General features: G+C 70.8%; 10 protein-coding genes. 7 read left to right on the top strand and 3 right to left on the bottom strand.

Annotation, left to right across the window (positions count from 1 at the left end; translation table 11 throughout):
* From CEK66_RS04785 to CEK66_RS04775, 3 genes are all read left to right on the top strand, one after another.
* Positions 1-138, top strand: a complete 138-nt coding sequence (locus CEK66_RS04785; RefSeq protein ID WP_226978493.1) for a cellulose binding domain-containing protein — start codon at positions 1-3, stop codon at positions 136-138.
* Positions 139-392: 254 nt separating this feature from the next.
* Positions 393-1,859, top strand: coding sequence for a glycoside hydrolase family 5 protein (locus CEK66_RS04780; protein ID WP_152236112.1), 1,467 nt, complete (start codon positions 393-395; stop codon positions 1,857-1,859).
* Positions 1,860-2,023: 164 nt separating this feature from the next.
* Complete coding sequence (locus tag CEK66_RS04775) at positions 2,024-4,921, top strand: pitrilysin family protein (RefSeq protein WP_152236111.1); 2,898 nt, start codon at positions 2,024-2,026, stop codon at positions 4,919-4,921.
* Between the two features lie 266 nt (positions 4,922-5,187).
* Here the strand turns inward: CEK66_RS04775 and CEK66_RS20555 are convergent, their stop codons facing one another.
* Positions 5,188-5,604: a hypothetical protein gene (locus tag CEK66_RS20555; RefSeq protein ID WP_226978492.1), complete on the bottom strand. Its 417-nt coding sequence runs from the start codon at positions 5,602-5,604 to the stop codon at positions 5,188-5,190.
* A 276-nt stretch (positions 5,605-5,880) separates the two neighbouring features.
* On the opposite strand from CEK66_RS20555, the gene CEK66_RS04765 reads away from it, so the two are divergent.
* Both CEK66_RS04765 and treA read left to right on the top strand, forming a co-directional pair.
* Positions 5,881-6,804 carry a GAF domain-containing protein gene (locus tag CEK66_RS04765; protein ID WP_152236110.1) on the top strand — a complete coding sequence of 308 codons (924 nt, stop codon included), beginning with the start codon at positions 5,881-5,883 and terminating at the stop codon, positions 6,802-6,804.
* A gap of 295 nt (positions 6,805-7,099) precedes the next feature.
* Positions 7,100-8,794: an alpha,alpha-trehalase TreA gene (gene treA, locus CEK66_RS04760; protein ID WP_152236109.1), complete on the top strand. Its 1,695-nt coding sequence runs from the start codon at positions 7,100-7,102 to the stop codon at positions 8,792-8,794.
* Positions 8,795-8,866: 72 nt separating this feature from the next.
* Here treA and CEK66_RS04755 read toward each other — a convergent pair whose 3' ends face one another.
* Together CEK66_RS04755 and CEK66_RS04750 are read right to left on the bottom strand one after the other, a co-directional pair.
* Positions 8,867-9,640 carry a lytic transglycosylase domain-containing protein gene (locus CEK66_RS04755; protein WP_152236108.1) on the bottom strand — a complete coding sequence of 258 codons (774 nt, stop codon included), beginning with the start codon at positions 9,638-9,640 and terminating at the stop codon, positions 8,867-8,869.
* A 440-nt stretch (positions 9,641-10,080) separates the two neighbouring features.
* Positions 10,081-11,073 (bottom strand): hypothetical protein, encoded by a 993-nt coding sequence (locus CEK66_RS04750; protein ID WP_226978491.1) that lies wholly within the window; start codon positions 11,071-11,073, stop codon positions 10,081-10,083.
* A gap of 270 nt (positions 11,074-11,343) precedes the next feature.
* Here CEK66_RS04750 and CEK66_RS04745 point away from each other — a divergent pair, with 270 nt between their 5' ends.
* Both CEK66_RS04745 and CEK66_RS04740 read left to right on the top strand, forming a co-directional pair.
* A complete protein-coding gene (locus CEK66_RS04745; protein WP_152236107.1) occupies positions 11,344-12,129 on the top strand; it encodes a transporter substrate-binding domain-containing protein in 786 nt (261 codons plus the stop codon).
* Positions 12,130-12,213: 84 nt separating this feature from the next.
* Positions 12,214-12,687, top strand: a complete 474-nt coding sequence (locus CEK66_RS04740; protein WP_152236106.1) for a DUF4410 domain-containing protein — start codon at positions 12,214-12,216, stop codon at positions 12,685-12,687.
* The last annotated feature ends 243 nt before the right edge of the window (positions 12,688-12,930 follow it).

The following is a 12,930-nucleotide window of genomic DNA, read 5'->3' as shown; positions in this document are numbered from 1 at the left end:
ATCAGCGGCACCGTCAACAACCTGTGGAACGCCACCTGGAAGCAGTCGGGCACCACCCTCAGCGCCAGCGGCGTGGACTGGAACAAGACCCTGGCCCCCGGCGCCACCGCCGAGTTCGGGTTCTGCGCCGCCCGCTGAAGACGGCGCCATCGCCCCGCGCAGCGCGCGGGGCGCAACCTCAACGGCAGCGTCCCACGACGCTGCCGTTGGCGTTTTCACCAGGCGACGGCACGCCCGTGGACATCACCACAGCTCCCGCGCGCAATCCGTGGACAAGCCCGTCTTCTGCAACGGCAGTCACGGCCGCCATGGCGGACACTGCCGATCATCGCCGCCAAGTATCCGCCCCCTTGGCCGGCGCACTCCGCACCGGCCACCCTCGGAGCATCGCGATGAACCGATCCCTGCATTCCCGCATTACCCGCTGCCTGCTGGCCGCGGCGCTCGTGGTCGCCAGCGGCTCGGCCTGGAGCTATGCCATCAACCAGGGCAAGGTGGTGGACGACGCCGGCAACGCCGTGCAATTGCGCGGCGTCAACTGGTTCGGTTTCGAGACCTCGCAGCACACCGTGCACGGTCTGTGGGCGCGCAACTGGAAGGACATGATCACGCAGATGCAGGGCCTGGGCTTCAACGCCGTGCGCCTGCCGTTCTGCCCGCAGACGCTGCAGGCGGTATCGCCCGGCAGCATCGACTACAGCCGCAATCCCGACCTGCAGGGCCTGAACTCGCTGCAGATCCTGGACAAGGTGGTCAACGAACTCAGCAGCCGCGGCATGTACGTGCTGCTCGACCACCACACGCCGGACTGCAACGCCATCTCCGAACTCTGGTACACCGGCAGCTACAGCGAGCAGCAATGGCTGGACGACCTGACCTTCGTGGCCAAGCGCTACGCGTCGGTGCCGGGGGTGATCGGCCTGGACCTGAAGAACGAGCCGCACGGCGCCGCCACCTGGGGCAGCGGCAATGCCGCCACCGACTGGAACAAGGCCGCCGAACGCGCGGCGGCGGCGGTGCTGAACGCGGCGCCGAACTGGCTGATCGTGGTCGAAGGCATTTCCAACACGTCCACCTGCTCCAGCGACACCGCGCACTTCTGGGGCGAGAACCTGGAACCGCTGGCCTGCACCGCGCTGGCCATTCCGGCCAACCGCCTGCTGCTCGCCCCGCACGTGTACGGGCCGGACGTCTACATGCAGCCGTACTTCAGCGCCTCCAACTTCCCGGCCAACATGCCGGCGATCTGGGAGCAGCACTTCGGCCAGTTCGCCCAGGCCGGCCACGCGCTGCTGCTGGGCGAGTTCGGCGGCAAGTACGGGCAGGGCAACCCGCTGGACGTGCAGTGGCAGAACGCGCTGGTCGACTACCTGATCGGCAAGGGCATCCACAGCGGCTTCTACTGGTCGTGGAACCCGAACAGCGGCGACACCGGCGGCATCCTCAACGACGACTGGAGCACGGTGCGCACCGACAAGGTGACCCTGCTGAAGAAGCTGTGGGACGGCGACGGCAGCAGCACGGGCGGTGGCGGTGGTGGCAACGGTGGCGGTGGCAACGGTGGTGGCAATGGCGGCGGCACCACGCCCACGCCGCCGCCGTCCGGCAGCAGCTTCAGCACCAAGGTGCTGGTCGACAGCGACTGGAACGCCGGCTACTGCAACCGCGTGCAGGTGACCAACACCGGCGGCAGCAGCGGCGACTGGACCGCCACGCTGTCGATCAGCGGCACCGTCAACAACCTGTGGAACGCCAGCTGGACGCAATCGGGCACCACCCTCAACGCCCGCGGCGTGGACTGGAACAAGACCCTGGCCCCGGGCGCGACCGCCGAGTTCGGCTTCTGCGCCGCACGCTGAGCGGGCCACGGCGTCCCTGAGCCCACGCGCGCGGCCACGCTCCCGGCTGGCCGCGTGCGGTGCGGCCAGCCCGCCCGGCACCGCCGCGGTGTGCCATCAGTCACGTTCCCGCGGCCGCCGCCGCCCCTCTATGCTGGCGCACTGTCCACATTCAGGCCCGGCCCATGCTTCGACCCTTGTCGCTGTTGATCTCCAGCATCCTCACCCTCGGCACCGGCGCCGCCGTGGTGGCCGCGCCGTCCGCCCTGGCCGCGCCCGCGCCGGGCCAGGCGACCGCGCCGGAGATCGCCTACACCCGCTTCACCCTGCCCAACGGCCTGACCGTGGTGGTGCACGAGGACCACAAGGCGCCGGTGGTGGCGGTGAGCATCTGGTACCACATCGGGTCCGGCGACGAGCCGGCCGGCAAGACCGGCTTCGCGCACCTGTTCGAGCACCTGATGTTCTCCGGCTCGGAGAACCACAAGGGCACCTACTTCCAGCCGTTCGAGAAGGTCGGCGCCACCGACATGAACGGCACCACCTGGTTCGACCGCACCAACTACTTCGAGACCGTGCCGACCACCGCGCTGGACACCGCGCTGTGGATGGAATCGGACCGCATGGGCCACCTGCTCGGCGCGATCGGCCAGAAGGAACTGGACACCCAGCGCGGCGTGGTGCAGAACGAGAAGCGCCAGGGCCAGAACCGCCCCTACGGCCGCGTCGACGAGAACATCCTGGCCAACATCTTCCCGGCCAACCATCCGTACCAGCACGACACCATCGGCTCGATGGCCGACCTCGACGCGGCCTCGCTGGACGACGTCAAGCAGTGGTTCCACGACAACTACGGCGCCGCCAACACCACCCTGGTGCTGGCCGGCGACATCACCGTGGCGCAGGCCCGGGCCAAGGCCGAACAGTACTTCGGCGACATCCCCGCCGGCCGGCCGGTGCCGCGCCAGCAGCCGTGGATCACCCCGCTGGCCAAGCAGACCCGCGGCGTGCAGCACGACCACGTCGCGCAGCCGCGCATCTACCGCACCTGGGTGGCGCCGCAGTTGGGCACCGACGACGCGGTGCTGCTGGACCTGGCCACCACCGTGCTCGGCGGCGGCAAGACCAGCCGCCTGTACCAGCGCCTGGTCTACCGCGACAAGCTCGCCGACGACGTCTCCGCCAACCTGCAGCCGTTCGCGCTGGCCAGCCAACTGCAGATCATCGCCGACGTGAAGGAAGGCGTGGACCCAGCCAAGGTCGAGGCCGCCATCGCCGACGAGCTGCAGAAGTTCCTGGCCGAAGGCCCCACCGCCGACGAACTGCAGCGCGCCCAGGTCGGCTACCGCGCCGGCTTCGTGCGCGGCCTGGAGAAGGTCGGCGGCGTCGGCGGCAAGGCCACGGTGCTGGCCGAGGGCCAGGTCTACCGCAACGATCCGGGCGCCTACAAGAAGGACCTGGAACGCGCGCAGGCGGCCACCGTGGCCAGCGTGCGCAAGGCCGCCGACACCTGGTTCGGCAAGGGCGACTACCTGCTGACCGTGCTGCCGGCGCCGGAGGGCTTCGATCCGGCGGCCGAGGACAAGGCGGTCAAGCCGCTGGCGGCGGCCCCGGGCAAGCCCGCAGCGAAGGTGCCGCCGAAGGGCGACTACCGGGTCGGCAAGGCGCAGGTGGACCGCGCTGCCGGCGTGCCGGAGACAAGCCAGTTCCCGAGTCTGAGCTTCCCGCAGCTGCAGCGCGGCAAGCTCAAGAACGGCATCGAGGTGGTGCTGGCCGAACGCCACACCATTCCGGTCACGCAGATCCAGATGCTGTTCGATGCCGGTTACGCGACCGACCGCGGCAGCAAGCTCGGCGCCGCCAACTTCACCGCGGCGCTGATGAACGAGAGCACCCGCAACCTGGATTCGGTGGACGTGGCGCAGCGCCGCCAGCGCCTGGGCGCGATGACCAGCGTGTCCTGCGAACTGGACAGCTGCGATGCCTCGCTCAACGCGCTCAACGACCAGCTGGCGCCGTCGCTGGAGCTGTTCGCCGACATCGTGCGCAACCCGGCCTTCAAGGCCGACGACATCGAGCGCATCCGCGGCCAGTGGCTGGCCTCGATCGCGCAGGAGAAGACCCAGCCGCAGGGCCTGGCGCTGCGCACCCTGCCGCCGCTGCTGTACGGCCCCAGCCATCCGTACGGCGTGCCGCTCACCGGCACCGGCACCGAGGCGGCGATCAAGAGCCTGACCGCCAGCGACCTGAGCGCGTTCCAGAACAACTGGCTGCGTCCGGACAACGTGCGCATCCTGGTCGCCGGCGACACCACCCTGGCCAAGATCATTCCGCAGCTGGATGCCGCGTTCGGCGACTGGCAGGCCCCGTCCGGCAAGCGCCCGACCAAGCGCCTTCCGCAGGTGGCCGCGCAGCCCAAGCCGCGCGTGTTCCTGATCAACCGCAACGACGCCCCGCAGTCGCTGATCCTGGCCGGCCTGCTCGCGCCCTCGACCACGGCGCCGAACAACCTGGCGATCGGCGTGGCCAACGGCGCCTTCGGCGGCACCTTCACCTCGCGACTGAACATGAACCTGCGCGAGGACAAGCGCTGGGCCTATGTCGCCAACAGCTTCATGATCGACGCGATCGGCCAGCGCCCGTTCCTGTTCTTCGCCCCGGTGCAGACCGACAAGACCGCCGAGTCGGCCGCCGAGATCCTCAAGGAAGCCAAGGCCGTGGTCGGCGACAAGCCGCTGACCGCCGAGGAGATCGCCAAGATCAAGGAACAGCGCGTGCGCGCCCTGCCCGGCAGCTTCGAGACCACCGGTGCGGTGCTTGGCGCGATGGAAGGCATCGTCCAGTACGGCCGCCCGGACGACTACGTGCAGACGCTGAAGACGCGCCTGGAAGCGGTCGACCAGCCGGCGGCGGAAGCGGCGATCAAGGAGATCGTGGCGCCGCAGGCGATGACCTGGGTCATCGTCGGCGACCTCAAGCAGATCGAAGCGCCGGTGCGCGCGTTGAAGCTGGGCGAGGTGCAGGTGCTGGACAGCGACGGCCAGCCGGTCAAGGCGAAGGCCACGACTGCCGCCAAGCAGTAACGCCGCACACGCATGGCGGGGTTGCCCCGCCATGCGCCACGCGCCGACGCCCGCATGGAGCGTCGGCGCCATCGCAACGCATCGCCATCGCACGATGCGGCACGCGACATGCGCAGGCAATCGCCTCGCACGCTGCACCCGGCGCGGCCGTGCCCCCGCGCACGACCGGCGTACATCGCCGAGTGCGGTCCCCATCGCGGTGGACGCAGGAGCGCATCGGCGCACACGCACCGGCGGCCCCCTCAGCGTTGCCCGGCTCGCCTCTTTCAGTGGAAGCTCACCGTACGAACGTCTTCGCCGTCGCCCCAGCGGGTGCAGGCGTCGGCACCCTCGATCCAGACCGGCTTCCCCGCCATGCAGGCGGACAACAGCATTGCCAACTGCGCCTTGCCGGTATCGGAGGCTTCGTCCTTGCTCATGTCGTACGTGGTGTTGGCCGCGCACGCCGGGCGCTGCGTCGGCGTACCGTTGATCACGACGTAGTGCATGCCATCGGTCGCACGGACCGACAGGTCCTTGATCGTGCCGGTCACGTTGCTGGCGGACGCCAGGCCGGTCGACAGCGAGAGGGCAAGTGCACCAGCGGCGAGCCTGCGTGAACGGCGAAGCGCCAGCGGAACCATGCTGATCGTCCTTGCGAAGTGGTGGCGCGTGCTGGCGCCGAAGAACGCAGCCAGCGTCATCCGGAGGCGCGCAGCACGGTCATCGCAGATGCCGTTGCGGACGCGACACTCCGGCTCCGCACCGAACCTTGCAGACCGGGAAACTGCTGATGCGATCACGGCAAATGTCCGGATCCGGCTGCCTCGCGCGGATCATCGTCGCTGGCGACGCCGTGGCGTGCGCGCGCAGGATTCGTGCGTGCACGGCGTCACGCTTGCACGCTTGTCCACGCGGCATCGCCGCGCCCTGCGGTATGGTGCTGCGCCCCGCAATCCGTGCCAGACCCGACGCCGCCCATGACCGATGAAGCCCAGCGCCAGCGTGTCCTCGACAGCTACCGCATCGTCGACAGCCTGCCCGAGGCCGCCTACCAGGACATCGTGCAGATCGCCGCCGCACTGTGCGACACGCCGATCGCGCTGCTGTCGCTGCTGGATCGCGACCGGCAGTGGTTCAAGGCCCGACTGGGCCTGGAACTGCCGCAGACCGCGCGCAGCCAGGCGGTGTGCGATCACGCGATCCGCGAGCCCGAGCAGTTGCTGGAAGTCCCCGACCTCGCCGACGACCCGCGCTTCGCCGACATCTCGGTGGTCCGCGGCGACAGCGGCGCGCGCTTCTATGCCGGCATGCCGCTGGTGACCGAGGAAGGGGTCGCACTGGGCACCGTGTGCGTGCTGGACACCACGCCGCGCCAGCTCACCGAGGCCCAGCGCGAGGGCCTGCGCGCGCTGGCGCGCACCGCCATGCGCCTGCTCGACGAACGCCGCAGCGCGCTGCAGCGCGAACGCGAGGCGATCCTGCACCCGCACGCTACCGACGCCCACGGCGCCGGCGCCGGCGCCGACGGCCGCTACCGGGTGGTGATCCTGGAAGTGCAGGAACTGGCCGCACTGGCCGAACGGCAGAGCGAGCGCCTGCTGGGCAGCAGCCTGCAGCAGCTCGACCGCAGCCTGGCCAGCTATGTGCAGGACGGCGGTGCCGACAGCGTCGACCGCGCCACCGAGCATGCCGAGTTCATCGTCATGCTGCATGGCGCCGATGCCGAGCAGAAGCTGCGCGGCCTGCGCGAGATCGCCGCGCGACAGCAGGCGCTCGGGCTGACCGTGCTGGTCGGCGACGCCCAGGCCGCACGGGCGGACGAGCCGATCGGGCAGGTGTTCCTGCGCGCCGAAGCCGCGCTCAGCGCCGAAAAGGACCGCCAGCGGCCGCAGACGCCCTGACCTGCGCGCGCCGCCGCGCGCGGCGCGCCGACCGCCCCGTCGCCCCGACCTTGGCGGGTGCTGCGCCCCCTCCGGCACACGACACGCGGCGCCTGCTGGCGCTGCGTCGCGGCGTCGCGCCGCACCCGCGGCCCCGTTCTTGCATGCTGCGGGACGTTGCGGTCCCTCACCGGTGCGAGCCGGGCGGTGTGCGACCGCCAGGCGGGATCGGCGGCCGCGCCTCCGGATCCGGCCGCGCGCCCCGTCTCCGCTTCGGTCGTTTACCATGCCGCACGCATCCTGCTCTGGACCCGACATGAGCCATGCCGCTCCCCCCTGCTGCACCCCACTGCTGAGCCTGTCGCTCGGCCTGTTGCTCGGCAACTGCGATACCGCCAATGCGCAGGCGGCACCGACGACCACGCTGACCGCACCGGCGCCGGCGCCGCAGACGCCCGATCTGGCCTACCCGGAGCTGTTCCAGGCAGTGCAGCAACAGCAACTGTTCGACGACCAGAAGCACTTCGTCGATGCGCTGCCGCTGCGCGACCCGGCGCTGATCAACGCCGACTATCTGGCGCAGCGCCAGCAGCCCGGCTTCGACCTGCGCCGTTTCGTCGCCGCCAACTTCGAGGAATCCGGCCCGGTGCAGACCGAGGCGATCCGCCAGGACACCGCCCTGCGCGAACACATCGACGCGCTGTGGCCGCTGCTGGTGCGCCGCCAGGTGGACGTGCCGGCCCACAGCAGCCTGCTGTCGCTGCCGCATCCGTACGTGGTGCCGGGCGGGCGCTTCCGCGAGGTCTACTACTGGGACTCCTACTTCACCATGCTCGGCCTGGTGGAGAGCGGCGAGCACGAACGCAGCCGGCAGATGCTGGACAACTTCGCCTACCTGATCGACACCTACGGGCACATCCCCAACGGCAACCGCACCTACTACCTGAGCCGCTCGCAGCCGCCGTTCTTCTCGCACATGGTGCAGTTGCAGGCCAAGGTGGAGGGCGATGCCGCCTACGCGCGCTACCTGCCGCAGTTGCAGAAGGAATACGCGTACTGGATGGAGGGCGCGCAGACCCTGGCGCCCGGCAGCGCGCATGCGCACGTGGTGCGGCTGGCCGACGGCAGCCTGCTCAACCGTTACTGGGACGCGCGCGACACGCCGCGCCCGGAAGCCTGGCTGCACGACGTGCGCACCGCCGCCGAAGCCAAGGACCGCCCTGCCGCCGAGGTCTACCGCGACCTGCGCGCCGGCGCCGAGAGCGGCTGGGACTATTCCAGCCGCTGGCTCGGCGACCGCAAGACCCTGGCCAGCATCCGCACCACCGCCATCGTCCCGGTCGACCTGAACAGCCTGCTCTACCACCTGGAGAGCACCCTGGCCCTGGCCTGCGCCAAGAACCCCGGCGCGGCCGGCTGCGATACCGACTACGCGGCCCTGGCCAGCGCGCGCAAGACCGCGATCGACAAGCACCTGTGGAGCGATGCCGGCTACTACGCCGACTACGACTGGCAGCAGCGCCGGCTGCGCGAGCAGGTCACCGCGGCGGCGCTGTACCCGCTGTTCGTCGGCGCCGCCTCGCCGGCGCGGGCCAAGCGCAGCGCCGACACCGTGCAGGCGCAGTTGCTGCGCCCCGGCGGCCTGGCGACCACGCGCCTGCATACCGGCCAGCAGTGGGACGAACCCAACGGCTGGGCGCCGCTGCAGTGGATCGCCGTGGACGGCCTGCGCCGCTACGGCCAGGATGCCCTGGCGCAGCGCATCGGCAGCCGCTTCCTGGCGCGGGTGCAGGCGCTGTTCGCGCAGCAGCACAAGCTGGTGGAGAAGTACGCGGTGGACGCGCAGGCCAAGGGCGGCGGCGGCGGCGAGTACGCGCTGCAGGACGGCTTCGGCTGGACCAATGGCGTGACCCTGTTGCTGCTGGATCTGTATGCGGCGCCGGCCGCGGCGCCGACAGCGCCGCACGCGCAAGCGACGACCGAAGCCGAGGCGGAGGCCGTCGCGCTCTGAGCCGCCGCGGGCGGCACCGCGGCCACGCCGCGTCCGCCTGCCCCCCGTCGACGCCGGCGATGGGCGCCGCCGCTATTGCGCGGGCGTCTCCACGGCCATCCCCATCGCGAGGCGGTAGCGCTGGTACAGCGCCATCACCTTGTCGATGTACGCGCGGGTCTCCGCGTACGGCGGCACGCCGCCGTAGCGCGCCACCGCGCCGATGCCGGCGTTGTAGGCCGCCGCGGCCAGCACCCGATCGCCGGCGTAGCGGCGCAGCAACGCGCGCATGTAGCGGGCGCCGCCGTCGATGGACTGGTCGGCCGCGAACGGATCGCGCACGCCGTACTGCCTGGCGACCTCGGGCAACAGTTGCATCACCCCCTGCGCGCCCTTGGGCGAGACCGCGGCGGCATCGAAGCCGCTCTCGGCATGCGCGATCGCGCGCAGCCACGGCTCGTCGACCCCGGTGGCGCGCGCCGCGGCGCGGAACTGTTTGGCATGCGCCTGCAGTTGCGGCGCCCCGAGCTTGCCCAGTCCGGGATGCGCCACCTCTCCCGGCGGCGTGACCGCAGTGAAGCGCAGATACGGCCGCGAGCCCGGCAGATTGCGCGTGGAGTAGACCAATTGCCCGTCCTGCTCGCGCTCGTACAGGGTGCCGCTGAACACGCCGAGGTTGCCCCACAGATTGGGCGTGGCGATCGCCGCATCGTCCAGTTCCCTGGGGGTGCAGCGCGAACCCGGTTCCGGCGCGGTCGCCAGGCTGACCGTGCCGTCGCGCACGCAGCGGTACACCGTGCGCGCTGCCGCGTCGGCGACGACGCCACAGCACAGCAGCAGGCACAGCACGGCACGGGCAAGCGGCATCGGCGACACACGCTCGGATGGGATGGGCGCGCATCATCGCGCAGCGCGCGTGGACGCAGGTGACGGCCTGTCGCTCGGCGCTGTTTCCGACACGGGTCTCAGTAGGAGCTGCTTCAGCCGCGACCAGGCTCCTGCACACCACGATGGCACCAGACTCCACGCGTCGGGACTGAAGTCCCTGCCACAGGGGCATGCGGTACGCTGGCTGGAACATCGTGGGCGGGTCGTTGGTCCCGATTGCTTCAGCGGCCGGATAGCGCACCGCCTTCGCTCGTCGCGCCTGAAGCCGTTCCTACAAGAACGTGCAGCACACGGTCTGGGCGCACTGTGGGAGGGACTTCAGTCCCGACTGCTGCCAAGGTCGAATCGCTCGCGGCCTCCGCTCTTCGCGCTTCAAGCAGCGACGACCATTGCATGCGTCCTCCGACCTGCACGCCCGCCTACGGCGCACACGCCGCCAGCTTCTGATCGGCGTACCACAGCGCGCGCCGCGCCAGGTCGTAGGCGCTGTCGGCCTCGCGCGGCAGCAGTTGCTGCGCGCGGATCGGGTCGGCGCCCTTGGCCATGGCGGTTTCCACTTGCAGCAGCGCATCCAGGTGCTGCTGCACCGGCGCCAGCAGGCGCGCGCGCTGCGCCGCCGGGCAGGCGCCGCGGCGTTGCTGCAGGTCGGCCAGGGCCTGGCGAATCCGCCGACTGGCTTCGCCATCCAACCCGGGCACCTTTTCGAAGGCGATCGGCGCGGCCTTGTAGGCATCGCCGGTGGCCTCGCTGCCGAGGTCGCTGGGGCGTTCGTGCAGCGCCGGATTGAAGCGCACGTCCGGCGGCGGCCGCGCCACCGCCGACTGATGGGTGTTCTTGGGCAGCAGCTGCTTGATCGCCCGGTCGATGCCCTGCACCGCGACGTCGCCGAGGGTGCCGTCGCTGGCCCAGTCCTTGTCGAAACGGGTCGACCGGTAGTCGATCGGGTTCGGCCGTTCGAGCAGGCGCCTGGACTTGGCCACGTCGCGCGGATTGAGCGTGCCCGGCGGCGTGCCCTGCGCCTGCGCGAACGGGTCCACCGCCACCCCGTCCGGCAGGCGCGGATGGCCATCGCCGGTATAGAGCGTCGCCGCCATGCCGGTCGCGGCCGCGGCGGGCGCGCTCGGCGTCTGCGAGGGCGAAGACGGCGGCGCGGCGGCGCCGCGCGGCGGCCGTGCCCCGGCCGGCATGCGTGCGTCCACGGCCGGCGCGCGCGCGGACGCCGGCGACGGGGCCGGAACACGCTGCGCGGTCTGCCGCGGCAGGAACACCAGGCGCAGCGCATCCTCGGCCACGGCACGCGGCGGCGCCGACGGCGTGCCCCACAGCAGGCGTCCCAGCAAGGCCAGGATCATCGCCGTCGCCAGTGCCGCCCACAGCTGCAGCCATCGGTCTTGCGCAGGAAGGGGGGTCACGACGGTCGAGGATCCATGGGCAAGCGGCGAGGACGAATGTGGGGGACGGACCGGTACAGCGTGCCGCGAGTTCCGTTGCCGGCGCGTGCCGCCGCGCGCGGCAAGCGGCAACATGGCGTCACCGGCGCCCGCCCGGTGCACGCAAGGCCTTGTCGCGTCAGGGATTGCGTCGGTGCATGCGCAAAACGGCTAAGGTGACGCGCCCCGTCGGCGCGACAGCCGGCGTACAGCCAACGGGCACCGATGCCCACCCTGCTGCAGGAGAACCGCATGATCCGACGCCTGGCCGCCGGCCTGCTCGGCGCCGCGCTGGCGCTGCCCGCACACGCCGCGCCCTCGCACCTGGACAGCGTCCTGCAACGCGGCGTGCTGCGCGTGTGCACCACCGGCGACTACGCGCCCTACAGCCGCCTGCACAGCGACGGCACCTACGACGGCATCGACATCGCCCTGGCGCAATCGCTGGCCGACAGCCTGGAGGTCAAGCTGCAATGGGTGCCCACGCGCTGGCCGACCCTGCTGCCGGACCTGCTCGCCGACCGCTGCGACATCGCCGTCGGCGGTATCTCGGTGTCGCTGCCGCGGCAGCGCCAGGCCTGGTTCAGTGCGGTGCTGGAGGTCGACGGCAAGATCCCGCTGGTGCGCTGCGCCGACCGCACGCGCTACCGCACCATCGCCCAGATCGACCGGCCCGAAGTGCGGGTGATCGAACCCCGCGGCGGCACCAACGAGGCGTTCGCCCGCCGCGAACTGCCGCATGCGCAACTGATCCTGTCCGACGACAATCCCACCATCTTCCGCGACCTGCGCGAGGGCCGCGCCGACGTCATGATCACCGACGCCTCCGAAGCGCGCTTCCAGCAGCGCCAGGTGCCCGGCCTGTGCGCGGTGGCGCCGGAGCGGCCGCTGCAGTACAGCGAGAAAGCGTTCCTGCTGCCGCGCGACGACATGGCCTGGAAGGCCTACGTCGACCAGTGGCTGCACCTGAGCAAGGCCAGCGGCGCCTATGCGCGGATCGTGGCCGCGTGGCTCGGCGATCCGGAGACAACGCGCTAGGCCTGCCGCCTGCCCGCGCGCAGCCGCTATGCTGCCGCGGCCGGCGGCGTTCGCCCCGGCATGGGGATTCAACAAGGAGAGAGCATGAAACTGCAATGGAAAACGCTCGCGCTGGTGAGCGTGATGTTGCTGGCCGCCGGCTGCGCGACCAACAGCGTGGTGCACCAGAGCTACAAGGCGACCACCGCCGAAACCTATTGGTACCAGCTCACCGGCAACGACGACACCGATGCCGAGAGCCTGGCCATGTTCCGCCGTCAGCTCGACGCGCAACTGGACGCGGCGCACCTGCACGGCACGCAGGGCCAAGCCAATGCGCGCAAGATGACCATCGTCATCGATCACTACTACATGCGCAGCAACGGTGCGCGCTTCTGGGCCGGCATCATGGCCGGGCGCGACAAGATCAAGAGCCGCGTCACCGTCGCCGATGCCAACGGCAAGACCGCCGCGCAGTTCGACGTGGAATCGACCAACAGCACCGCCTGGGGCACCTCCGAAGGCCTGATCGAGCGCCACGCGCAGGAGATCGTCGCGCGGCTCAAGCAATTGCAGTAGTGCGTGCCGCCCGTGCAGGACCGCAGCGGTCCTGCACGGGCGCCGAAGCACACCGACGCGCTGCCTGCAGCACCTCGAATCGCTCGATCCGGCGACACACAAGCCGGATGCGGCTTGCTCTGTAGGAGTCAGCTGTCATGCAGCCGCGACGCGCGATGTGGTGTGCGTTCCGATGGCGCAATGCGTCGGGACTGAAGTCCCTCCCACAGTGCACCCGGCGGGCTCGCCGCAAGCCCCTGTGGG

The sequence above is a fragment of the Xanthomonas sp. LMG 12460 genome (assembly GCF_009192895.1).
Classification (GTDB): domain Bacteria; phylum Pseudomonadota; class Gammaproteobacteria; order Xanthomonadales; family Xanthomonadaceae; genus Xanthomonas_A; species Xanthomonas_A sontii.
Note: the sequence above shows the minus strand (reverse complement) of the source record. Positions and strands in the feature narration are given on the sequence as shown.